22 protein-coding genes are annotated in these 23,434 nt (G+C 62.4%); 8 read left to right on the top strand and 14 right to left on the bottom strand.

The window, feature by feature from the left end:
- Positions 1 to 11: 11 nt before the first annotated feature.
- Complete coding sequence (locus CWI66_RS04645; protein WP_100731046.1) at positions 12 to 1,583, top strand: AbgT family transporter; 1,572 nt, start codon at positions 12 to 14, stop codon at positions 1,581 to 1,583.
- 101 nt (positions 1,584 to 1,684) lie between these two features.
- Here the strand turns inward: CWI66_RS04645 and rpoD are convergent, their stop codons facing one another.
- The 3 genes from rpoD to rpsU all read right to left on the bottom strand — a co-directional run bounded on the left by rpoD (position 1,685) and on the right by rpsU (position 6,022).
- Positions 1,685 to 3,541, bottom strand: coding sequence for an RNA polymerase sigma factor RpoD (gene rpoD / locus CWI66_RS04640; RefSeq protein ID WP_081192460.1), 1,857 nt, complete (start codon positions 3,539 to 3,541; stop codon positions 1,685 to 1,687).
- A gap of 230 nt (positions 3,542 to 3,771) precedes the next feature.
- Complete coding sequence (dnaG, locus tag CWI66_RS04635; protein ID WP_100731045.1) at positions 3,772 to 5,619, bottom strand: DNA primase; 1,848 nt, start codon at positions 5,617 to 5,619, stop codon at positions 3,772 to 3,774.
- Between the two features lie 187 nt (positions 5,620 to 5,806).
- The gene (rpsU, locus tag CWI66_RS04630) at positions 5,807 to 6,022 is read right to left on the bottom strand and encodes a 30S ribosomal protein S21 (RefSeq protein WP_016416934.1); all 216 of its coding nucleotides are present in this window, start codon (positions 6,020 to 6,022) and stop codon (positions 5,807 to 5,809) included.
- Between the two features lie 200 nt (positions 6,023 to 6,222).
- On the opposite strand from rpsU, the gene tsaD reads away from it, so the two are divergent.
- A complete protein-coding gene (gene tsaD, locus CWI66_RS04625; RefSeq protein WP_100731044.1) occupies positions 6,223 to 7,278 on the top strand; it encodes a tRNA (adenosine(37)-N6)-threonylcarbamoyltransferase complex transferase subunit TsaD in 1,056 nt (351 codons plus the stop codon).
- A 9-nt stretch (positions 7,279 to 7,287) separates the two neighbouring features.
- Here the strand turns inward: tsaD and CWI66_RS04620 are convergent, their stop codons facing one another.
- Entirely contained in the window at positions 7,288 to 7,857 is a 570-nt protein-coding gene (locus CWI66_RS04620; RefSeq protein WP_100731043.1) for a glycerol-3-phosphate acyltransferase, read from the bottom strand.
- A 103-nt stretch (positions 7,858 to 7,960) separates the two neighbouring features.
- On the opposite strand from CWI66_RS04620, the gene folB reads away from it, so the two are divergent.
- Both folB and folK read left to right on the top strand, forming a co-directional pair.
- Entirely contained in the window at positions 7,961 to 8,341 is a 381-nt protein-coding gene (gene folB, locus CWI66_RS04615; RefSeq protein WP_100731042.1) for a dihydroneopterin aldolase, read from the top strand.
- A complete protein-coding gene (gene folK / locus CWI66_RS04610) occupies positions 8,338 to 8,883 on the top strand; it encodes a 2-amino-4-hydroxy-6-hydroxymethyldihydropteridine diphosphokinase (protein ID WP_100731041.1) in 546 nt (181 codons plus the stop codon). Before folB ends, folK begins: the two co-directional genes overlap by 4 nt.
- Here folK and CWI66_RS04605 read toward each other — a convergent pair.
- The 7 genes from CWI66_RS04605 to CWI66_RS04575 form a co-directional block, all read right to left on the bottom strand.
- Positions 8,880 to 9,998: a polynucleotide adenylyltransferase gene (locus tag CWI66_RS04605; RefSeq protein ID WP_100731040.1), complete on the bottom strand. Its 1,119-nt coding sequence runs from the start codon at positions 9,996 to 9,998 to the stop codon at positions 8,880 to 8,882. The genes folK and CWI66_RS04605 overlap by 4 nt on opposite strands.
- Positions 9,998 to 10,813, bottom strand: coding sequence for a symmetrical bis(5'-nucleosyl)-tetraphosphatase (locus tag CWI66_RS04600; RefSeq protein WP_100731039.1), 816 nt, complete (start codon positions 10,811 to 10,813; stop codon positions 9,998 to 10,000). Before CWI66_RS04600 ends, CWI66_RS04605 begins: the two co-directional genes overlap by 1 nt.
- Positions 10,814 to 10,899: 86 nt before the next feature.
- Positions 10,900 to 11,277 carry a Co2+/Mg2+ efflux protein ApaG gene (gene apaG / locus CWI66_RS04595; protein WP_016916312.1) on the bottom strand — a complete coding sequence of 126 codons (378 nt, stop codon included), beginning with the start codon at positions 11,275 to 11,277 and terminating at the stop codon, positions 10,900 to 10,902.
- A complete protein-coding gene (gene rsmA / locus CWI66_RS04590; RefSeq protein ID WP_100731038.1) occupies positions 11,274 to 12,101 on the bottom strand; it encodes a 16S rRNA (adenine(1518)-N(6)/adenine(1519)-N(6))-dimethyltransferase RsmA in 828 nt (275 codons plus the stop codon). The genes apaG and rsmA overlap by 4 nt, the downstream gene beginning before the upstream one ends.
- 26 nt (positions 12,102 to 12,127) lie before the next feature.
- The gene (gene pdxA, locus CWI66_RS04585; protein WP_100731037.1) at positions 12,128 to 13,171 is read right to left on the bottom strand and encodes a 4-hydroxythreonine-4-phosphate dehydrogenase PdxA; all 1,044 of its coding nucleotides are present in this window, start codon (positions 13,169 to 13,171) and stop codon (positions 12,128 to 12,130) included.
- Entirely contained in the window at positions 13,171 to 14,208 is a 1,038-nt protein-coding gene (locus tag CWI66_RS04580) for a peptidylprolyl isomerase (protein WP_100731036.1), read from the bottom strand. Before CWI66_RS04580 ends, pdxA begins: the two co-directional genes overlap by 1 nt.
- Positions 14,209 to 14,243: 35 nt before the next feature.
- The gene (locus tag CWI66_RS04575) at positions 14,244 to 16,691 is read right to left on the bottom strand and encodes an LPS-assembly protein LptD (protein ID WP_100731035.1); all 2,448 of its coding nucleotides are present in this window, start codon (positions 16,689 to 16,691) and stop codon (positions 14,244 to 14,246) included.
- Between the two features lie 70 nt (positions 16,692 to 16,761).
- Here CWI66_RS04575 and CWI66_RS04570 point away from each other — a divergent pair, with 70 nt between their 5' ends.
- From CWI66_RS04570 to speD, 4 genes are all read left to right on the top strand, one after another.
- A complete protein-coding gene (locus CWI66_RS04570) occupies positions 16,762 to 17,772 on the top strand; it encodes an aminoglycoside phosphotransferase family protein (RefSeq protein ID WP_100731034.1) in 1,011 nt (336 codons plus the stop codon).
- A complete protein-coding gene (gene murU, locus CWI66_RS04565) occupies positions 17,769 to 18,425 on the top strand; it encodes an N-acetylmuramate alpha-1-phosphate uridylyltransferase MurU (protein WP_100731033.1) in 657 nt (218 codons plus the stop codon). The genes CWI66_RS04570 and murU overlap by 4 nt, the downstream gene beginning before the upstream one ends.
- Before the next feature lie 110 nt (positions 18,426 to 18,535).
- Complete coding sequence (locus CWI66_RS04560; RefSeq protein WP_016916305.1) at positions 18,536 to 18,955, top strand: OsmC family protein; 420 nt, start codon at positions 18,536 to 18,538, stop codon at positions 18,953 to 18,955.
- Between the two features lie 228 nt (positions 18,956 to 19,183).
- The gene (gene speD / locus CWI66_RS04555; RefSeq protein ID WP_081136133.1) at positions 19,184 to 19,978 is read left to right on the top strand and encodes an adenosylmethionine decarboxylase; all 795 of its coding nucleotides are present in this window, start codon (positions 19,184 to 19,186) and stop codon (positions 19,976 to 19,978) included.
- 122 nt (positions 19,979 to 20,100) lie between these two features.
- On the opposite strand, the gene lpxL is transcribed toward speD, so the two are convergent.
- From lpxL to rpoS, 3 genes are all read right to left on the bottom strand, one after another.
- On the bottom strand, positions 20,101 to 21,012 hold the full coding sequence (lpxL, locus tag CWI66_RS04550) for an LpxL/LpxP family Kdo(2)-lipid IV(A) lauroyl/palmitoleoyl acyltransferase (RefSeq protein WP_039175592.1): 912 nt from the start codon (positions 21,010 to 21,012) through the stop codon (positions 20,101 to 20,103).
- A 12-nt stretch (positions 21,013 to 21,024) separates the two neighbouring features.
- Positions 21,025 to 22,125 carry an alanine racemase gene (alr, locus tag CWI66_RS04545; RefSeq protein ID WP_100731032.1) on the bottom strand — a complete coding sequence of 367 codons (1,101 nt, stop codon included), beginning with the start codon at positions 22,123 to 22,125 and terminating at the stop codon, positions 21,025 to 21,027.
- A 200-nt stretch (positions 22,126 to 22,325) separates the two neighbouring features.
- On the bottom strand, positions 22,326 to 23,300 hold the full coding sequence (rpoS, locus tag CWI66_RS04540) for an RNA polymerase sigma factor RpoS (RefSeq protein ID WP_081136430.1): 975 nt from the start codon (positions 23,298 to 23,300) through the stop codon (positions 22,326 to 22,328).
- Positions 23,301 to 23,434: the final 134 nt, after the last annotated feature.

The following is a 23,434-nucleotide window of genomic DNA, read 5'->3' as shown; positions in this document are numbered from 1 at the left end:
ACACAAACGTTATGAATACACCAAACAATCGTGAAAATACGCTAAAACGCGGGGCGTTCACTCGCTTCCTGGATAGCGTCGAATGGCTGGGCAACTTGCTGCCTCACCCGGTGACACTGTTCGCCATCCTGTGTGTGCTGGTGGTGGTCGGCAGCGGCATTGCGGGGGCGCTAGGGGTATCGGTAGCCGACCCACGCCCAGCCAATGAAGGCGAGTGGATTGCCGTCAATTCATTGCTCAACGCCGAGGGCCTGCGCCGTCTTGTCACCGAAATGGTGACCAACTTCACCAGTTTTGCGCCCTTGGGTACCGTACTGGTGGCCATGCTGGGGGTGGGTGTGGCCGAGCACTCGGGCCTGCTGTCGGCCAGCATGCGCGCGCTGGTACTCAACCGCTCACCGCGCATCGTCACCTATGCCGTGGTATTTGCGGGCATCATGTCGAACATGGCAGCCGAGCTTGGCTATGTGGTGCTGATTCCGCTGGCGGCGATGATCTTTCATTCGCTGGGCAGACATCCGCTGGCCGGTCTGGCAGCCGCGTTTTGTGGCGTCTCCGGCGGCTACAGCGCCAACCTCTTGATCGGTACCGTCGACCCGCTGCTCTCGGGCATCACCCAGGAAGCCGCTCGCCTGCTGGACCCGGCGTACATCGTCGGGGCCGAAGCCAACTGGTTCTTCATGTTTGCCAGCACCTTTTTCGTCACTCTGATTGGCGGCCTGGTCACGGAACGTATCGTCGAGCCGAAGCTGGGCAAGTTCGATACGGCCTATGCCGACAGCGATATCGATCAGCAGCGCATGGAGGGCCTGTCCGACACCGAAAAGCGGGCACTGAAGGGCACCGGCCTGGCCACTCTGGCACTCATCGCCCTGGTGGCCATCATGGTGGTGCCTGAAGGCGGCATTCTGCGCGACCCCGAGACCGGGCTGATCAGCGGCTCCCCCTTCCTGCGCGGCATCGTGGTGATCGTGGCCGTTTCGTTCAGTGTGCTGGGCTTCATCTATGGTCGCTTGGCAGGCACCATGCACAATGACCGCGACGTGGTGGACGCCATGGCCAAGAGCATGAGCAGCCTGGGCCTCTATATCGTGCTGGTCTTTTTTGCCGCTCAGTTCGTGGCGCTGTTCAACTGGAGCAACTTTGGCACGGTGACCGCCATTGCCGGGGCCGACCTGCTGGAGTCCCTGGGGCTGCGCGGGCCTGGACTATTTGCGCTGTTCATCATCATGTGCGCCTTCATCAACCTGTCGCTGGGCAGCGCATCGGCGCAGTGGGCCGTGACGGCCCCCATCTTCGTGCCCATGCTGATGCTGATGGGCTACGCCCCGGAAGTGATTCAGGCCGCCTACCGGATCGGCGACTCGGTCACCAACCTGATCACCCCGATGATGAGCTATTTCGGGCTGATTCTGGCCGTAGCGACCCGCTACCGCAAGGATATGGGCATTGGCACCCTGGTAGCGCTCATGCTGCCTTATACCCTGTTCATGCTGATCGGCTGGAGCCTTCTGTTCTTCCTCTGGGTGTTCGTACTGGGTCTGCCCGTAGGACCGGGCTCCGCGACTCACTACACCCTGTAAAGGCTTCAACAAAAGGCGGCAAGGTGCTATTGGCACCTTGCCCAACAGCTGCCCACAAAAAAGCCCGCCGTGTTTCCACGGCGGGCTTTTTCGAGCGACGCTTACTCGTCCAGGAAGGAGCGCAGCGGCTCGGAACGGCTGGGATGACGCAGCTTGCGAAGCGCCTTGGCTTCGATCTGACGGATCCGCTCGCGGGTCACGTCGAACTGCTTGCCGACTTCTTCCAGGGTGTGATCGGTATTCATGTCGATACCGAAACGCATGCGCAGCACCTTCGCTTCGCGAGCGGTCAAACCACCGAGGACGTTACGGGTCGCTTCGATCAGGCCTTCGCCGGTCGCCATATCGATGGGCAGCAGCATGGTGCTGTCCTCGATGAAGTCACCCAGGTGAGAGTCGTCGTCGTCACCAATCGGCGTCTCCATGGAGATCGGTTCCTTGGCGATCTTGAGCACCTTGCGCACCTTGTCTTCCGGCATTTCAAGACGCTCGCCCAGCTCTTCAGGGGTCGGCTCGCGGCCCATTTCCTGCAGCATCTGACGCGACACACGATTGAGCTTGTTGATGGTCTCGATCATGTGGACCGGAATACGAATGGTACGCGCCTGATCCGCGATGGAGCGCGTAATGGCCTGACGAATCCACCATGTCGCGTAGGTGGAGAACTTGTAGCCACGGCGATACTCGAACTTGTCCACCGCTTTCATCAGACCGATATTGCCTTCCTGAATCAGATCCAGGAACTGCAGGCCACGGTTGGTGTACTTCTTGGCGATCGAGATCACCAGACGCAGGTTGGCCTCGACCATCTCTTTCTTGGCCCGGCGCGCCTTCGCTTCACCGATGGAGAGCTTGCGGTTGACTTCCTTCAGGTCCGCCACCGTCAGCTGCACCATGTCTTCCTCGAACGCAATTTTGCGCTGAGAGCGTGCGATGTCGGCACGCAGTGGCTCAAGACGGTCGGCATACTTGGGCTGCGCTTCCTGGAAAGCGTCCAGCCACGACGAATCCGACTCATGCCCCGGAAAGGACTTGATGAAGGTCTTGCGCGGCACCTTGGCTTTCTTGACGCACAGCTGCATGACCGCCTTTTCCTGGGCACGCACCTGCTCCACGCTGATGCGGATCTGCCCCACCAGGCGCTCGAAGTGCTTGGGCACCAGTTTGATGGGTGAGAACAGCTCGGCCAGACGTGCCTGCTCGGCTTTCAGCTCGCTACTGCCACGGCCAAACTTGGCCAGCGCCGCTTCGACGGCGGCGTTCTGCTCACGGATCTGCTCGAAACGCGCCTTGGCTTCTTCCGGGTCCGGGCCACCTTCGCTGGCGTTGGTGTCCTCGTCATCGTCGTCATCGTCGCTGTCGATATCATCGTCATCGCTCAGCTCGGCATCGACTTCCGGCTCGGGGGTTTCCGCTTCGGCCACCCCAGGAATGCCTTCATCGGGGTCGATGAAGCCAGAGAACAGGTCGGAAAGGCGCCCTGGCGCTTCCTCGTCCTGGGTTGCGTCGTAGGCTTCGAGGATGGAGGCAACGGCACCGGGCAGGTACGCAAGCGCCGACATGACCTCCCGCGTGCCCTCTTCGATCCGCTTGGCGATTTCGATTTCGCCTTCACGGGTCAGCAGCTCCACCGTGCCCATCTCGCGCATGTACATGCGGACCGGGTCGGTAGTGCGACCGACGTCGCTTTCCACGGCGGCGAGTGCCGCAACGGCCTCTTCCGCAGCGGATTCGTCCGTGGAGTGATCCGACATCATCAAAGTGTCTTCATCTGGCGCTTCTTCAACGACACTGATACCCATGTCGTTGATCATGCCAATGATGTCTTCCACTTGATCCGGGTCGGCGATATCCTCGGGTAGATGGTCGTTGACCTCGGCATAGGTCAGGTAGCCCTGTTCCTTGCCGCGCGCGATCAACTCCTTCAGACGTGACTGCTGCTGCGCATTTCCAGCCATAGAAACCCTATCTCGACGAAGAAGAATGAAACACCTGGGGCGCTGAATCGATTAAACTCAACAAGCCGAACAGTATAGCGTAAATAGCGGGATTTTTTCCAGCGAAACGTATTTGCGCGGTCATTCAGGTGTGTTAGGTTGTTCGGTTAGCCAATACTTGGCGGCATAACCTCTATGTGGCCCTGAAGTTCGAGATTTCAACCCCTCACCTCTTGCAACCACCTTGTGCATTAGCGGCCCTGGGTCAACTCCATCACCAACCCGGCCAACCGCTGCCGCTGCTCCTTATCCAGTTTTTGCCCTGAGCGCTCCAGCGCCAGCAAGGCATCGTACTCTTCCTGAGGCGAACGCTTGCGCTGCTGCTCGACCAAGTGTTCGACCAGCCCGGTCAGCTCGGCTTCACGGGTCGCCCTGGGAATCAGCAGCTCACGCGCGGCCAACTCTGCCAGCACACGCCCCTCATCACTGCCCTGAAAGTGCGCCAGCACCACTTGCGGGCTGCGGTAGCGTCCGGCGCGCAGCAGGGCAATCAGGTCGCGGCACAGCGATGCCTGCGGATCCTGACCAGGCAGCCAATCCTGCGTTTCCGGCAGAACGGCCACCAGCGTCGGCTCATGCAGCAACAGCTGCACGATGCGTCCCACGGTGGAGAGCGTCCGCGAGGTGCTCGCCTGTCGCGATGGCCGACCGCCGCGCGGGCGGGCCTGCTCTTCCGGCATCGCCTGCGCATCGACCGGTTCCCACTGCGGCGACGCCCTGGAGGCCGCCGCCACGCGTTTGTCCAGCAACCCCTGCAACTGCGCCTGGGCCAACCCACTTCGCTTGGCGAGCGTCTCCAGCAGCAGCGACTTCAGTATGCCTTCCGGGACCTTCTGCAGCGCCTCCAGCACGTGACTGGCGAAGCGCTCGCGCCCTTCCACCGTCTGCAAGTCGCGCCCCTGGGCAGCCTGTTCGAACAGAAACTCCGACAGCGGCATGGCACAGGTCACGCGGTCTTCGAAGGCCTCGCGACCCTCGCGGCGCACCAGCGAGTCCGGGTCGTCCCCTTCCGGCAAAAACAGAAACCGCGCCTCGCGGCCATCGATCATCTGCGGCAGCGCGGTTTCCAGCGCACGGCTGGCCGCCTGACGCCCGGCGCGGTCACCGTCGAAACAGAACACCACGCGACTGACCAGACGAAACAGCCGCAACAGATGATCTTCGGTGGTGGCGGTGCCCAGCGTGGCCACGGCGTTGTGAATGCCGTACTGCGCCAGCGCCACCACGTCCATGTAGCCCTCGACCATCACCAGCTGTTCCAGCTTGCTGGTCGCCTGACGCGCCTCGTACAGGCCGTAGAGCTCGCGCCCCTTGTGAAAGACAGGCGTCTCCGGCGAGTTGAGGTATTTGGGCTGCTCATCCCCCATGACCCGACCGCCAAAGGCGATGGTCCGACCGCGCAAATCGCGTATCGGGAACATCACCCGGTCGCGGAAGCGATCATAGGTACGCCCGGTGTCCTCGCGATGAATCAGCAGACCGTACTCGATCTGCACCGGCTCACCGATGCCCTTGGCGCTCAGATGCTGCTTCAGCGCCTCCCACCCGCCGGGGGCATAACCAATCCCGTAGGTGGTCATCACATCTGGCGAGAGGCCGCGCCCCTGCAAGTAGCGCTGGGCCGCCTGGCCCTCCTGCATCTTCAATCGCTCGCGATAGAAGCTGGCCGCCACCTCGAGAAGATTGACCCCTTCCTTGCGCTTTTTCTCCCGCTGCTGGGCACGCGGGTCGTCCGCCCCTTCCCTGGGCACGTCCAGCCCCAGCCGTCCGGCCAGTTGCTCGACTGCCTCGGGAAAGGGCAGCTTGTCGTATTCCATCAAAAAGCGTAGCGCATTACCGTGGGCACCACAGCCAAAGCAGTGATAAAACTGCTTGTCGGCACTAACGGTAAACGAAGGTGTTTTTTCCTGATGAAAAGGACACAGGCCGGAAAAATTACGGCCCGCTTTCTTGAGCTGTACGCGCTCCCCCACCACCTCGACCACGTCGACGCGGCCAAGCAGATCGTCGATAAATCGCTGTGGAATTTGACCTGCCATGGGCTGAGGGCATCCTCGCGTAACACGCTTGTGGGCGGGTCTAACGTCATCAGGCCACGCGCCTGATCACCTTAAACCGCGCAAAACAGACAACACGAAACGAAAAACAAACGGCCACCTGGTGGCGGCCGCTTGGCATCCCTCTTGAGACAACCAGCCAACTGCTCTGGCTCTCTCCAGGTACGGATCAATAGAGCCGTTCGAAACGCTTACGCTCACGCTGCAACTTCTTGGCGTGACGCTTTACGGCAGCTGCCGCTTTGCGCTTGCGCTCAGCAGTCGGCTTCTCGTAGTGCTCGCGACGACGTACTTCAGACAGAACGCCAGCTTTTTCGCAAGAACGCTTGAAGCGACGCAGGGCGACGTCAAACGGCTCGTTATCACGTACTTTTACAGAAGGCATTAAGCACTCACCTACCTTAAGGAGTCTTGAGTTCGGATAGTACGCACACCGAACAAGACGGTGTACGACCCAGTTTTACAGCGCACAGTAGTCTAGTCGTGGTTGGCCATCTTTGCAAATGCTTACGCCCAGCGGGCACGACAATGCTAGACTAGCCGGTTTCGGGTACCTGCCTTTTCAATCAGATGAGTGCTTTTGCCATGCGTGTACTGGGCATCGAGACATCCTGCGACGAAACCGGCGTCGCCATTTACGACACGGCCTACACCGGCGGTCAGGGTCTGCTGGCCGATGCCCTGTATAGCCAGATCGCCATGCACGCCGAATATGGCGGCGTAGTGCCCGAACTGGCCTCTCGGGATCACACACGCAAGCTGCTGCCGCTCATCGAACAGGTATTGAAAGAGGCCAACCTTTCCCGCCACGACCTGGACGGCATCGCCTATACGGCGGGCCCGGGATTGGTGGGGGCGCTGATGGTCGGTGCCAGCACCGCCCATGGCATGGCCAGGGCGCTGAACATCCCCGTATTGGGGGTGCATCACATGGAAGGCCACCTGCTGGCCCCCATGCTGGAGGAGGAGGCTCCTGCCTTTCCCTTCGTGGCCCTGCTGGTCTCCGGCGGCCACACCCAGCTGGTGGAAGTACAGGGGCTGGGTTGCTATCGACTCCTGGGCGAATCGGTAGACGATGCGGCCGGTGAGGCCTTCGACAAGGCCGCCAAGATGCTGGGCCTGGCGTACCCAGGCGGCCCGCTGGTGGCCAAACTGGCCGAACAGGGCGACCCTAAACGCTTTCGCTTCCCGCGCCCCATGACCGACCGCCCCGGGCTCGATTTCAGCTTTTCAGGCCTGAAGACCCACACCTTGACGACGATTCGCCAGCTGGAAGCCGCAGGCGAGCTGGACGAACAGGCCAAAGCCGACGTGGCACGCGCCTTCGAAGAGGCCGTCGTGGACACGCTGGTCATCAAATGCCGCCGAGCCCTGGACGAGACCGGCCTGAAACGCATCGTGATGGCGGGGGGTGTGAGTGCCAATACGCGGCTGCGCGAGCGTCTGGCCCTGGAGACCCAAAAGCGCCAGGCCCGTGCCTACTACCCCCGTGGGCGCTTCTGTACCGACAATGGCGCCATGATTGCCTACGTGGGCGCCCAGCGTCTGGCGGCAGGAGAGCGCGACGAAAGCGGTATCATGCAGGCCACCCCGCGCTGGCCACTGGACACGCTGACAGCGCCCCTCAGTACCACCCGATAAGCCGTTGGCCTATTTGCGCAGCGGAGGCTCTTTCCCCTGCCGCCAGCGACGAATATTGAGCACGTGGCGGGTCAGTACCAGCAAGCTGAACCCGCCCACCACGCCGGTGTAGGCTGGCGCCAGCCAAGCGCACAGCAGGGGCGCCAACAGCGCGCTCGCAACCGACGCCAGCGCGGCGGTACCCAACCGCCACGCCATCAGCGCCCAGGAAAGGGCGCTGAGCAGCGCAACGCTGGGCACCAGCACCAGCAACACCCCGAAGGCGCTGGCGACGGCCTTGCCACCTCGAAACCCATACCAGAGCGGGAAACTGTGGCCCAGCAGCACCGCCAGCCCTACCAGCCCCTGCCACATAATCGGCAAGGCCAGCCACTTGGCGGCCAAGACCACCGGCACCGCCTTCAAGGCATCCAGCGCCAGGGTGGCCGCCGCCAGCCGGGGGCCATACAGCCGTAACACGTTGGAAAATCCGGGGTTACAGGAACCGCAAAAGCGCGGGTCGGCCACGCCTGCCCAGCGACAGACACTCACTGCCGCCAGCCAACTGCCGCTCAAGTACCCCAAGACGATCCACAGCATCCCCTGCTCACCCTGCCTCTCATCAGCCAGCGCCGCCGCCTGACTGTCGTTTATGGTCGTCCTCAAGTACAATCGCCCGCTTGTCGACGCTGGGGAATGGCCTGTGGACCGCATATTGATTGAAGCACTCACCGTAGATACCGTGATTGGCGTATACGATTGGGAGCGCACCATCACGCAATCGCTGAGCCTGGATCTCTCGCTGGCCACCGATATCCGGCCTGCCGCCGTCACCGATGATTTGCGTCTGACCCTCGATTATGCCGCGATCTGCCAGCGAATCCAGCAGTTCGCCGATGAGCACCAGTTTGCGCTGGTCGAAACCTTTGCCGAGCGGCTGGCCGCCTGTTTACAGCACGAGTTTCCGATTAGCTGGCTGCAGCTGCGTGTGCGCAAGCCCGGTGCAGTGCCCCAGGCGACCAGCGTCGGACTGGAAATCACCCGCGGCAGCCTGCCAAAGGCTAGCAAGGATAGCGACCCATGAACCTGGTCACGCTTAGCCTGGGCAGCAATATCGACCCGGAAAAACACATCCGCCTGTGCCTGGACGCCCTGGCAGAGACGTTTGGCGAACTGCAGATATCGCGCATTTTCGAGAGCGAGCCGGTCGGATTCAAGGATAGCCGCAATTTTTACAATCTGGTGGTGGCGTTCCACAGCGACTGGTCTGTGGCCAGACTACAGGCCTGGGCCAAGGCATTGGAAATGGCCCATGGGCGGACGCCTGACATGGTCAAGTGTAGCCCGCGCGCCCTGGATATCGACCTGCTGACCGTGGGAAATGCCTGTGGTGTGGTCGATGACGTAGCCCTGCCCCGGGCTGAAATCACCCAGAACGCTTTCGTACTGCAACCGCTGGCAGAGCTGCTGCCCGACGAGCGACACCCTCGCTGCGATACGCCTTACGCCACGCTGTGGCAACGCTTTTCCCTGGGCCATCAGCGACTGTGGGCCATCGACTTTCATTGGCAAGGGCGCTTCGTTTCCCAGGCCGACCCCTTGCCGCGCAAGGTCCACGCCCGCTAAAGCGCTGCCGCCACGGCCTCGCGCCGCCGTTGACGCAGCGCTTCTCCCAAGGCTGCCCCTCGGTAGCCTTCGCCCATCAACACCTGAGGGCTGACCGCGCAGGCGGCTTGCCAGGCCGCCTCCAGCACGGGGCGCAAGCCAGGCGAAAGCCGCTCCAGCAACTGCAGTTGCGCGCTGACCTGGGTAGGCTTGCGCCAGCCATCCAGACGCTCCAGCCAGCACAGCACTTTCTCGGCTTCCAGTGGGGCTGCCAGCAGCGCCTTGGTCGAGGCGGCATGGCGTGCCAGCTGCGCAACGCTATTGGGCAGCTTCAAACGCACGGTCAGGGCCTCGCGCTGTGACTCGCTCAGCACCGACACCAGCAGCGCATAGCGCCAGTGCGCCAGCGGCGGCTCGCGCTGTTCGGGAGCTGCCTGCATGGCCTCCAGGGCCTGAGCCAGACACGCTTTCGCTGCCAGCTCAGGCCACCACGCCGCCAACGCATCACACGCGGCCAGGGTCGTGAAATAGCACTCGGGGCTGGGTTCGGCCAGCGCTTTTTCGGTCTCGACCCACACGCGCTCGGCTGCCAGATGCGCCAGCTCTCCGCTGCGGCTGACCGCGCGCATCAAGTCCAGAGTGTCCGGCGCAACGGCAAACCCCATGGAGGCATAGCGGGCTAAAAAACGCGCAGTCCGCAGTACGCGCAAGGGGTCTTCACTGAAGGCGGGGGAGACATGGCGAAGCCAGCGTTGCTCGATGTCCCGCTGTCCGTGATAAGGGTCGGTCAAATGCCCATCCGCCGCCTGGGCGATGGCATTGATGGTCAGATCCCGACGGGAGAGATCCTCTTCCAGCGTCACGTCGGGGCTGGCGTGCACCTCGAACCCGCCATACCCATGGCCCGACTTGCGCTCGGTACGCGCCAGCGCGTACTCCTCCTGGGTAGCCGGGTGCAGGAACACCGGAAAATCGCGCCCTACAGGTTTGAATCCACGCTGCTGCATCATGTCGGGGGTTGCCCCCACCACCACCCAGTCGTGATCCACCACGGGCCACCCCAACAGCTCGTCCCGCACGGCCCCACCCACGCGGTAGACCTCCAGCCCTTGGGTGTATGCATCCAGCTGAAACATCAGCGGCCTCCCTGCTGGCTGGGCACGCTGACACGCTGGCCGCTCTCCAGCACCAGCGCGCTCAGCGAACCACCCCACACGCACCCGGTATCGATCCCGTGCACATCCACCTTCGCGCCAGGGGTGCACCCCTCTAGCGCCGCCCAATGGCCAAACAGCAGGCGCAGGTCGTCGGCACGGGGAAACTGGAACCAGGGCGCAAAGCCCGCAGGCGCGCTCTCCAGCCCCTCCTTGGCAGCAAAATCGAGCCGCTCCTGGGCATCGATGAAGCGCATCCGAGTAAACACATTGACGATGCAGCGCAGCCTGTCCATGCCTTCGAGCTGGTCGTGAAAGCGGTCAGGCTGATTGCCGAACAGTTGACTCAGGAAAGCTCCCGCCTGCTCGCTGCCCAGTGCCGCTTGTACTTCTCCGCTCAGTGCCAGCGCCCGTTCAGCGCTCCAACTGGGCAGCAGCCCGGCGTGGGTCATCAGCGTGTTATCGGCCTGTACCGCAAGAGGAAGGCTTTGCAGCCAGTCCAGCAAATCGTCACGGTGGGGCGAAGACAGAATGTCGTCCAGCGTGTCGTGGCGCTTGAGCTTGCCGCCCCCCCGTGCCACCACCAGCAGGTGGAAATCGTGGTTCCCCAGCACGCTGCGTGCGGCGCTGCCCAGCGCTTTCACTTCCTGCAGGCAGGCCAGGGAGCCAGGCCCTCGGTTGATCAAATCGCCCACCAGCCAGAGCGTATCGCGGGCGGGATCAAAGCTGATTTTATCCAGCAAGGCGACAAACTCGGCATGACATCCATGCAGGTCGCCAATGACATAAGTGCTCATGGGTAAAGGCCTGTTAACGCATTGACGGAGTTGGCTGGCGTGGGCGGCTTGCCGAGCATGGAAAACCGCCGACGAAGGCTCCCGCCTCAATGCAGCTGGCGGGGCACCGCTAACCGAAAGGGCGAGACGGGCACATCGAACGCCCGCTGGGTGTAGGTGTTCAACAAGGTGTAAGCCCCCTCCATGACACCTACCGGGGTTTGCAGTATCGCTCGGCTGGTATAGCGGAACCGTTGCCCCGGGCCAATCAGCGGCTGCTGACCCACCACGCCCTTGCCGCGCACTTCCTGGCTGTCGCCATTGCCCTGGGTGATTTTCCAGTAGCGTGCCATCAGCTGCACGCTATGGGGGCTTTGGTTGTGCACCGTCACGGTGTAGCTGAACACGTAGCGGGCCTCGCTGGCACTCGACTCGGCGTCCTGAAACTCTGGCGTGACGCTGACCTCGATCTCCAGCCCGCTCACGCGTCACCACTCCGCTGTTCCACGTCCTCATTGGCGGCCACATGATTGGCGATGGTCACGTATTCCGCCACGGTCAGGGTTTGCGGGCGCCGGGCAGGGTCGATGCCCAACGCTTCCAGGGCCTCTGCACTGACCCGCCCCTTCAGGTTGTTGCGCAGCGTCTTGCGGCGCTGCCCAAAGGCCAGCTTGACCAGCTCGAAAAGCAGGGCCGGATCATCGGCCACCTGGGGTAGCGATGCATGGGGCGTCAGCCGCACGATGGCGGAATCGACCTTGGGACGGGGCACGAAGGCTTCCGGTGGCACGATGAACAGCTGGTCCACCTGACAGTAATACTGCGCCATCACCGAGAGCCGCCCCCAATCGGTGCTGCCGGGCTCGGCCGCCAGGCGCTCCACCACCTCTTTTTGCAGCATGAAGTGCATATCGGCGATGGCTGGCCCCATGGTCAGCAGGTGCACGATCAGCGGCGTCGAAATGTTGTAAGGCAGATTCCCCACCACGCGCAGCGGCTGACCGTCGCCCTTGAGGGCGGCAAAATCGAACTTCAGTGCGTCGCCTTCGTGAATCACGAATTCGGGGTAGTTGAAAAACTGCACCCGCAACCCCGGAATCAGATCTCTATCCAGCTCGATGACTTCCAGCTTGCCGGTAGCTTCCAGCAAGGGAGCAGTGAGCGCGCCCTGGCCGGGACCGATTTCGACCAGCCGATCGCCTTCACGCGGCCCGATGGCACGGACAATCCGTGAAATGATCCCGAGATCACGGAGAAAGTTTTGACCGAAGCGTTTACGAGCACGGTGCTGCTGGGGCACTTGAGACATCTAACAGGGTTCCTTGGAGGGTTGATTCATGGGGCGGCCTGAGAGGAGGCACGCTGGGTGGCCAGCCGCTGGGCGAGTGCCACCGCCACGCCCAGGCTGGAGGGGTTGGCAATGCCGCGGCCTGCCAGGTCCAGCGCCGTGCCATGGTCTACCGAGGTGCGTACCAGCGGCAGCCCCAGGGTGATGTTGGCAGCCTGACCAAAGCCCGCGTATTTTAGCACTGCCAGGCCCTGGTCGTGGTACATCGCCAGTACCGCATCGACCCCCGCCAGATGGCGTGGGGTAAACAGGGTATCGGCCGGGAACGGGCCTTCCACGTTCAGGCCCTCGGCACGCAGCGCCTGCAGGGTGGGCGTGATGATTTCCAGCTCTTCGCGGCCCAGGTGACCATCTTCACCCGCATGGGGGTTGAGCCCACACACCGCCACCCTGGGCTGGGCGATACCAAATTGACGCTGCAGGTCCGCCACCAGCAGGCGGCTGATGCGCGCAATGCGCTCGCCGGTGATGGCATCCGCCACATCGCGCAGCGGAAGATGGGTGGTCACCAGAGCAACCCGCAGGTCGCTTTCGCCCTGCCACTGTGGCGACGTGGCGTGCAGCGCAGCGTCCGTGGCCAACAGCATGACCACCTCATCCACGCCGCAGGCGTCCCGCAGCCACTCGGTGTGGCCCGTGAAGTGCGGGTAGCCGCCTTCGATGATCACCCCCTTGTGCAGCGGGGCAGTCACCATGGCCGCCGCGTGTCCGGCCAGGCAGGCATCCACTGCCGTCTGCAGGGTGTCCAGCACATAGCCTGCATTGGCAGGGTCCAGCACGCCGGGTGTGGCCGGTGCGCGCAAGGCGACCGGCCATACCACCAGGCGCCCTGGCGAGGAGACCTGCTGGCTGCCCGGCGCGGCGACCACGATCTCCACCGTGAGCGCGAGCAACGCCGCCCGCTGGGCGAGCAGCGTCGGGTCGCCTACCGCCACGGTGTTGTTCAGACGCCCCTGGGCCGCCAGCATCAGCGTCAGCTCGGGGCCGATACCGGCGGGCTCTCCGGTGGTGATCAGCAGCGGCAGCGCCATTACAGGCGAATGTCCACGAAGGCCTGTTCGCGAATTTCACGCCGCCATACTTCCAGCTCTTCATTGGCTCGACGCTGGAAGATGGCCTGGCGCACCTGCTCGCGACGGCTCTCTTCGGTCACGTCCTGACGACGACGCTCCAGCACTTCGATCACGTGGTAGCCAAACTGCGAGCGCACCGGCTCGGACAGCTGGTTGGGGCCAAGCGAGTTCATGGCCTCTTCGAAGGCAGGCACCGTCTGGCCGGGGCGCACCCAGCCCAGGTCGCCGCCGTTCATGCCGCTTCCCCGGTCATCGCTGAGTTCACGGGCAACGGTGGCAAAGTCTTCGCCCTGCTGCAGGCGCTGGCGAGCCTGCTCTGCACGGCTACGTGCTTGCGCTTCGCCACGGGTGGGCGTCAGCTCGACCAGCACGTGGCGCGCACGGGTCTCTTCGATGAACGACTGGCCCTGCTGAGAGGGCTGCTGCTCGAGAAAGCGCTCCACTTCCCGGTCCGACACGGAAACCCGCTGGCTGATCTGACGCTGCTGCACCTGACGCATCAACATTTCGCGCCGCACTTCCTCACGCACGCTGGCCAGGCTCATGCCATCGGCTTCCACGGCATCGGCAAACTGATCCAGGCTCATGCCATTGGACTCGGCAATGCTACGCAGCTGACGATTCAGCTCGGTGTCGTCCACGCTCAGGTTGGCACGGCTGGCCATCTGCAGCTGAATTTCGTCCATCACCATGCGCTCCAGCACCTGCCGGGCCAGCTGGCTGCGGGGCGGCAGTTGGCCGCCTTGAGCGGCCGCCTGCTGCTCGATTTCCGCGATGCGTTCGTTCAACTCGCTGCGCATGATGACACCATCGTTGACCACGGCCACGACGCTATCCAGCGGCTGACGCTGTGTGGACTCGAAGCTCTGGGCCTGAACGGTCAAGGGTACCAGGGCAGCGCCAGCGCCCAGGCAAAGCGTCATCATGGTGCCCGCTGAAAGCTGTCTTGCCCGCTGGGTGAGCTTGCGGGTCCGCAGGGTCTTTCTGATCGTCATAAAAAGTCTCTTTCAGTCGCCATTCAAGGTGATCGTTAAAGGGGTGTGGGGCGGTAGCCTGGGATCGCCTGTTCAAAGTAGCTGTCGGCTTCCTGGCCAACACCGCCAAGACCACGGAAGACAAAGCGCAGGAACAGGCCACGGTCGCTAAAGTCGTCTTCCACTCTGGCGGTATCGTTGTCGTCTATCCACTCCCGCCAGACAAGCTGTACGCCGTAGCAGCAGTCGTTCCACTGCAAGCCCGCCAACTGCTCCAGAGGACGATCGTTGGTTTGATCGTGCAGGTAGCGGCCAATCAAATCAATCCTTGGGCTGGCTTTCCAGGCCAGCGACAGGTCCCACTCTTCACGACTGTAGTCGCGGAAGCCGTCGTCACCGGGCACCACGGAAGGATCGAACCCTTCGATCTCCCAGCGGTAGCCAAGGTTCACTACGTGGCCATCAGGATGACGATAACGCAGGTCGACGCTGGAGCGTTCGGTCTGCTCACGCTCGTCGTCATAGAGCCATTCATAGCCCGTACTCCAACGGTCATTGATCTGCCACTCCAGCCGTGTCACCAGCGGCGAGCGATCCCGCGTGGCCTGATAGCGGCTCAGCGGATTGGCGTCGGGGGCATCTTCCGGACGCGGCGGCAGCGTGCTCGGGTCACCGTCACTGTCGATGCGCCGCTCGGCAAAGTAGAGGCTCTGGCCAACGCCCAGCGTCAAGCGATCACGCCCGGCGCTGTCTTCGATCAACCGAGACTGCACGCCCAACGAGACGCGATTCAGATCACCGACCCGGTCAGCCCCCGAGAAGCGGTGCGGGGACCAGAGCTGATCCCAGGAGAATGCCCGTTCACGGCTATCGAAGTCCGGCAGTTGGGTCTGGTTGGTACGCGGCACGTAGGCGTAGTTGATACGGGGCTCGAGAGTCTGGCGATAGTCACGCCCGCCCAGCTCAAGCTCACGCTCGAAGACCAGCCCACCGTCGATGGAGGTGATGGCGACGCTACGCGAGGGCGACGTATCGCGGTCCGTGATACGGTCGCCGTAATCCAGTTCGTAGGCGGTATGCCACAGCTCGCTGCGCGGTTCGATATAGCCCCAGGGCTGCTCATAGCGCCAGCCCACGCTGGGGGTCAGGTGCAGGCGGGTACCAATGGCGGCTTCCCGCTCGGGGACCCGCCGTTCGTCCACGTCACGCCAGAAATAGGTCGCGTTGGAGCGCCACTGGGTATAAAACCCGCTGCCCAACTGCCAGTCCGAGTTGGCGGTCAGGCTGGGCAGGCGGTAGAAAGGGCGATCGGTATCGCTGAGCGGGTCTTCCAGGCGCTGAAACCCCTGGGCCCTGGCGTCCAGCTGCCAGCGCTCGCCGCGGTAGTCCACCTGCGCCAGACGCTCCATGCTGACCCGATCACCGCTGCCGAACTCACCACCAAAGTCGTCGAAATAGCGCCCATCGCTGGCCGCTCCGTAGCGCAATTGATAGTCGCTGCGCGGGGCCAAGGCACCGGCGTGCTGCGCATCGATGTACCAGCGCTCTTCGCCTTCGAAGCGATTGTCTCCGGTGCTGCTGCCACCATCGCTGCCCAGGAAACCACCCTCCACGATCCCCTGGCTTTGCTCGAACAGGTAGCGATACTCGCCATTGAGCAGCAGCCCACGGTCCGACATCCAGCGCGGTGTAATGGTGGCGTCATGGTTAGGCGCAATGTTCCAGTAAAACGGCTGAGCATAGTCAAAGCCGTCACTGGAGAAGCTCAGCGTGGGCGACAGCAGCCCCGTGTGGCGGCGGTCATCGATGGGAAAACGCAGCCAGGGCCAGTAAAAAATCGGTACGTCCTTGACCTGCAGGCGCGCGTGGCGTGCCGTGCCGAATCCGGTGGCCTGGTTCAACTGGATATCGCTACCCACCAGTTGCCAGCTGTTGGCACCCGGATCACAGGTAGTGAAAGTGGCATCGCGCAGGCGATACTGCTCCTCTCCGGTTTGCTCCAGCTGGCTGGCCTGGCCGCGCAGGTGCTGCTCATAGAGCACGTAATGGCTATTGCGCAGCGAGGCACGATCCTCGTTGAGCATCAGCGTGGCCTGCTCACCACGCACCATGGCCTGACCGTCACGGATGACCAGGTCACCTTCGGCATCGACGCGTTGGCGGTCCGCCGGAACAAAGACCTGATCGGCCTGCAGCTCGGTATTGCCGCGACGCAAGACCACATCGCCGCGCAGCAGCGCTTCGCCATCCGCGGCATAATCCGCTTCATCGGTTTCCACCAAGAGCGTTTCCGGGTTCTCTTGCGCAGGCAAACGATAGTCGGGCATCACATAGCGCCCACGGCACAGCTGTTGGCGTGCTTCGTCCTGCCCCCAGGGCTGCCAGTCCAGCGCGTCAGCAGGCAATGGCTGACCCTGCGCCACCGCTGACAGCGAGGCACCGGCGAGCACACTGCCCAACAGCGTTTGCGCAACCGGAGTGGTGCGCGAGATTCGCTTGCCCATGTTCGTTATCCTTGGCATCCAGAATCGGTATTATACAGCCCGCATCATGCCCGACCAGCAAGGAGCTTGCATGTCCTCTTCCAGGATTGACGCCCTCACCCAGTGGGCAGCGCAGCATCATGGCCTTGAGCCCGCGCATATTCAATTAGCACCGGCGGGCGGTGACGCCAGTTTTCGGCGCTATTTTCGCCTCACGCTTCCCGATGGCAGCACGCGTATCGTCATGGACGCGCCGCCCGCCCAGGAGGACTCGGCGCCTTTCGTAGCCATCGGCAAACGCTGGCATGCCGCCGGGCTAGCGGTTCCCTACATCCACGCCAGCGACCTCGACGAAGGATTCCTGCTGCTGGAGGACTTGGGCGACACCCCGCTTCAGGACACTTTCACGGACCCTGACAGCACTCGTCAGCGCCACCTGGAAGCCATGGCGCTGATTGCTCAGCTGCAGAATCGTGCCGACCCTGCGGCGCTACCCGCCTACGATGAAGCCCTACTGGGGCGTGAACTCGACCTGTTCCCCGAATGGTGCCTGGAACACTGGCTAGGGCTGGCCGCCCCCGAGTCGTGGCCCGCGCTGCGTCAGGCGTTGATCCATAGCGCGCTGGCACAGCCCGTGGTCAGCGTGCATCGGGACTTCGATGCCATGAACCTCATGTGCCAGGCTCAGCAGCTGACGATGATCGACTTTCAGGATGCCGTGGCTGGTCCGCTCAGCTACGACCTGATCTCGCTGCTGCGGGGGCGTTACTGCCGTTTCAGCGCCAGCCAGTTTGCCGAGCTGGTATCGCTATTCTACCAGCAGGCTCGCCAGGAGGGGCGACTGCTCCGCACCACCTCGGAAGCGGACTTTCTGGTCCAGTGCCATGCCATGGCAGCCCAACGTTCGCTCAAGGTACTGGGCATTTTTTGTCGGTTGACGCTACGCGACGCCAAGCAGGGCTACCTGGCCCGCCTGCCCCACTTCCTCGATCACCTGGAAGATAGCCTGGCGGCCCTGCCTGAACATCGCACGTTTGCCGAGTGGGCCAGCAGCGTACTGCGCCCCGCCATCATGCAGCGCCTGGCGGAGCAGAGCGCATGAAGGCCATGATCCTGGCCGCAGGCCTTGGCAAGCGCATGCGCCCGCTCACCGACCACTGCCCCAAGCCGCTGCTGCCCGTCGCGGGCAAGCCGCTGATCGTGCATCACATCGAGCGCCTGCGGCAGGCGGGCATTCATGAGTTGGTCATCAATGTCAGCTATCGTGCCGAGCAGATCATGGCCGCGCTGGGCGACGGCAGCGCCCATCAGGTATCCATCCAGTGGAGCCACGAGCCATCTCCGCTAGAAACCGGCGGCGGTATTCGCCAGGCACTGCCGCTGCTGGGCGAGGCGCCTTTTCTGTTGATCAACGGCGATGTGTGGTGCGACTACCTGCCGGACGCTGCCGCGCTGGCCGCCGAGGATCTGGCGCATCTGGTGCTGGTGGACAACCCGGTGCAACACCCTGAGGGCGACTTCGCGCTGCATCAGGGCCGGGTGGCGAGCGCTGGAGCGTCACGCCTGACCTTTGCGGGCATCAGCCTGCTGCGCCCCGCTCTGGTGGCCAGCGAGCCGCCTGGGGCGTTTGCCCTGGCGCCGCTGCTGCGCCGGGCCATGGACGCAGGGCGTGTCTCGGGCGAGCATTTCGCTGGCCACTGGGTAGACGTGGGCACGCCAGAGCGCCTTGCGGTGCTGGAACGCCACCTTGCCTGACGGGTTTGCGATAGAGGACGTGCAGGCGACATGGAGAGAAGCCGTGCGTCTGCGCCTGGAAATGTTATGCTGCGCGACTTACCTTTCGTCGCCAGCATGAGGAGAGCAACGTGAAAGCACGGGTAGCATGGACCGATGGACGCCAGTTCGTGGCGGAGTCTGGAAGCGGACACAGCGTTGTGATCGACGGCCCACCTGACCACGGTGGCCGTAATACGGGGCCTCGCCCCATGGAAATGCTGCTGATGGGCATGGGCAGCTGTACCGCTTTTGATATTCTCAACATTCTCGACAAGGCACGGGCAGAGGTCACCGACTGCGTGGCCGAGCTGGATGCCGAGCGCGCCGATGAAGTTCCCGCCGTCTTCACCAAAATCCACGTCCACTTCGTGGTCACTGGTCGCGGCTTGAAAGAGAAGCAGGTCCAGCGCGCCGTGGAGCTTTCTGCCGAGAAGTATTGCAGCGCGTCGATCATGCTGGTCAAAGGCGGTGTCGACATCACTCACTCCTATGAGATCCGCGAAGCTTGAGCCGTCACAGGTCGGCTGACCACGCGGGTGACGCTGCAGCATCAAAAAAAATGGCGTGGCTGGATGCAAGCCACGCCCTGGGCGGGCATAATACGCCCGCTTGTTTTTCCCTTTACTGCGTAGTGCGGGGTCGCTTACAAGGCGGCTGCGTTAGCACGGTGACAAGTGTTTATCGGTTCCGGCGCTGGCTCGTCGGGGTGTCCTCATCTGCCATAGGGAGGTTCGGAAGTGTCAGATAATCTCCGACTCCACGGGTTCAACAACCTGACCAGCTCTTTGAGCTTCAATATTTACGACATCTGTTACGCCAAAACCGAAGAGCAGCGTGCGGCTTATATCGACTATATCGATGAGCTTTACAACGCCGAACGTTTGACGCAGATCCTGAAAGACGTCACCAACATCATTGGCGCTCATGTACTGAACATCTCGCGTCAGGATTATGAGCCCCATGGCGCGAGTGTGACCATTCTGATTGCCGAGCACGAGCTGGATGAACCGACGCCAGGGCAAACCGAGCCAGGACCTGGCCCACTTCCGGAAACGGTCGTGGCCCACCTGGACAAAAGCCATGTGACGGTACACAGCTACCCCGAGTCGCATCCCGACAACGGCATCAGTACCTTCCGGCTGGATATCGATGTATCCACCTGTGGGCATATCAGCCCATTGAAAGCGTTGAACTACCTGATCCACAGCTTCGACTCCGACATCGTCACCATGGACTACCGCGTGCGCGGTTTCACCCGTGACGTCGATGGCAAGAAGCTGTTCATCGATCACGACATCACCTCGATTCAGGACTATCTGGCAGAAGATACCAAGCAGGCCTACCAGATGATCGACGTGAACGTGTATCAGGAAAACATGTTCCACACCAAGATGCTGCTCAAGGACTTCGAGCTGGACAACTACCTGTTCGGCACGTCGCGCCGCGACATCACCTTCGAAGAAGCCCGCGATATCGAAGGCCGTCTGCGCAAAGAGATGCTGGAAATCTTCTACTCGCGCAACCTCGACTGAGGTTGCTGGCAAAAGATTCCGCTGGCACAACGCAAAGCCGCCCTCTTCCGGGCGGCTTTTTTCATGCTTGTTCAGTGCTCGACATCAGTACTCGACATCAGTACTCGACACCCGGGGTCGCGCTAATAAAACCCGGCGTCGCCTTCAGGGCGCGTCTTGAAGCGCCGGTGCAGCCACAGGTACTGCTCGGGGTGCTTGCGAATGGCCCGCTCGATGAATTCGTTCACCCGGGTGGCATCGGCCACTTCGTCGCCGCTGGGGAAGCCTTCGAAGGCGGGCAGGCATTCGATGGTGTAGGTACGGTTGTCCGGGTTGCGGTGAAACATCAGCGGTACCACCGGCGCTCCGGTCATGCGGGCGATCTTGGCCGTCAGGCGAATGGTGGCCGCCTGCTGACCAAACAGCGGAGCGAAGACGCTGACATCGCGACCGAAATCCTGGTCCGGGGAGTACCATACGATATGCCCCGCCTTGATCCGCCGCACCACGCCACGCAGGTCGTGACGGTCGATGGCCTGGCCAAAAATGCGCGAGCGTGCCCGGGTCATGAAGCGTTCGAACAGCGGGTTGTTATGGGGGCGATAGACCACGTCCGCCGGGAAAAACAGCGAGTGCAGCGCGCCACCCAGATCCAGCGTCGAGAAGTGAATACCGACCACCAGCACGCCCTTGCCCTGAGCTTTGGCATGGGCCAGATGCTCCTGGCCATGATAGGCCACGCGATGACGCAGGCCTTCGGCATCGCGACACCAGCCGGTAGCGGTTTCCACCAGCCCGATACCGTTGGCAATGAAGGTCTCCTTGACCAGCTGGCGCTGCTGCTCGGCGCTTTTCTCGGGAAAGCAGAGCGCCAGATTGGTGGCCGTGATGTGCCGCCGACGCTTGGCAAGCCGCCACGCCAGCAGGCCTATCATCTTGCCTACCCAAAGCTTGACCCGCCAGGGTAACCAGGCCGCCACGTACATGGCACCAATGGCCAGCCAGGTAGGCCAGTAGCGGGGGTGCGCAAAGGAGCGCGGATAAGATTTCGACATACGAATAACCGTTTAGACGTTGGCACCATGGTACTGCCGAGGCGCTCTGGGCAGCACGCCGGTCAGCAAGGTATAGCTGATGGTATCGCAGTGGCGGGCCACTTCGTCCACCGACAGCACGCTGCCCTGGGAGGCGCGCCCCCACAGCACGACCTCGCTACCAATGGCGGCGTCGGGCACCTCGGTGACATCCACCGTGAGCATGTCCATGGAGACCTTACCGGCGATGGGACAGCGCTGGCCGTTGACCAGTACCGGGGTGCCATCCACGGCATGGCGATCATAACCATCCCCATAGCCTGCGGCGACGACGGCAATCTTCGAGGGGCGCGGCGCCTTCCAGCGTCCGCTATAGCCCACTGGTTCGCCGACGGCCAGCTCACGCAGGGCGATGATTTCCGAGCGCAGCGTCATTACCGGGCGCAGCTGCCGGGTCAGCTCGCTGGCGACTTCCAAGGGGTCGCTGCCATACAGCATGATACCCGGCCGGTTCCAGTCGCCATGGGCCGTTGGCCGGGCCAGGGTGGCAGGTGAGTTGGCCAGACAAAGCGGTGCCTTCAACGTGGCCGCCAGGGTCTGCAACACGCCCATCTGATGCTCGAAGTAGCTGGCATCCTGGGCATCGGCGTTGGCGAAGTGGCTCATCAGGTGCAGCGCGGTGACCTGTGGGGCACTGTGCAGACGCTGCCATACCGCAGGCGCCTCCTGAGGAGAGAACCCCAGTCGGTGCATGCCGGAATCGACCTTCAACCAGACGGGAATCGGCCGCTGCGGGGAGTAGGCCAAAAGCGCCTCTACCTGCCAGTGGCTGTGCACGCTGATCCACAGACCATGGCAGTCGACCAGCGCCAGCTCGTCAGCGCTAAAGATACCTTCCAACAGGATGATGGGGGCCTTGATGCCGCCTTCACGCAGGCTCAACGCCTCTTCGATACAGGCCACCGCAAACGCGGGCACCTCGGCTTCCAGGGCGTTGGCACAGGCCAGCGCACCGTGACCATAGGCATCGGCCTTGATGACGGCTACCGAGCGGCTCTGAGGCGCACAGCGGCAGGCTAATTGGTAATTGTGACGCAGCGCGTCCAGATCGATATGGGCCACTAACGGGCGCATGGCTATCTCACTTATCAGAGCGCTCGTACGACAGCGCGATGCTGATAATCCGCACGGCTAGCGAACGGATATGGGTTTAGCGGGTGTTACCCGGTTGCCAGACAAACTGGCTATCAAAAACAGCGCACCGAGTGAAATGCTCGGTGCGCTGTAGACTAGCATGTCGAACGTGCTGGCCGGGGCAAGTGGCTTCGACGAGGCTACGCCTCGAAAATCGAATCCAGAGACAGGCCCTGTTTTTCCAGCGAGCGTCGTAGCTTCTTTAACGCTTCCACCTGGATCTGACGAACGCGCTCACGGGTCAAGCCAATTTCGGCGCCCACTTCTTCCAGCGTGGCGGCTTCATGCCCTCGCAGGCCAAAGCGGCGCACCACCACCTCACGCTGTTTCTCGCTGAGCTCGTCCAGCCAGTGGTCGACATGCTCACGCACGTCGCCATCCACGAGGCACGCCTCAGGTCCTTGCACGTCATCATCGGTGAGAGTATCGATGAGAGGCTTGTCACTTTCACCGCCCATCGGGTAGTCCACCGAAGACACACGTTCGTTGAGCCCCAACATCTTCTTGACGGTCTCCACCGGCTTGTCGAGATGCTCGGCAATCTCTTCTGCGGTGGCTTCGTGGTCGAGTTTTTGGGTCAACTCACGGGCCGCGCGCAGGTAGATGTTCAGTTCCTTGACCACATGAATCGGCAGACGAATGGTGCGTGTCTGGTTCATCAAGGCGCGTTCGATGGTTTGACGAATCCACCAGGTGGCATAAGTGGAAAAGCGAAAGCCGCGCTCAGGGTCGAACTTTTCCACCGCGCGAATCAACCCGAGATTACCTTCTTCGATCAAATCCAGCAGCGTCAAGCCACGGTTCAAATAACGCCGAGCAATCTTGACCACCAAACGCAGGTTGGACTCGATCATCCGTGAGCGCCCCAGGGCATCACCCTTGCGCGCCAGGCGTCCGTAATAGACCTCTTCTTCCGGCGTCAGTAGCGGCGAAAAGCCTATTTCATTGAGGTAGATCTGGGTAGCGTCGAGGCTCTGAGTGGATTGGCGGTCGTCCCGACCCAGCGCTTTCTCGAACTCTGCCTCCTCAGCCGTGGCATCGTCATCGGCCTCATCCAGCGCTTCCTCAACCTCGTCGAGGTCGATTTCCTGTAGGTCCTTCTCCAGCATACTCATGGTCATACCCCCGTTGTCTCACCTATCCGCCATTCGAAAAAGTCCGGGTGGTCGCACTCCCTGTGCGCGTGCACCTTATTGTTATATGACGCCTTAGTTAGCTGTCCGGGTTACCTTGATCGAGCTAATACGTT

The sequence above is a fragment of the Halomonas sp. 141 genome (genome assembly GCF_002810305.1).
In the GTDB taxonomy this organism is placed as follows: Bacteria; Pseudomonadota; Gammaproteobacteria; order Pseudomonadales; family Halomonadaceae; genus Vreelandella; species Vreelandella stevensii.
This window is presented reverse-complemented; position numbering and strand designations above follow the sequence as displayed.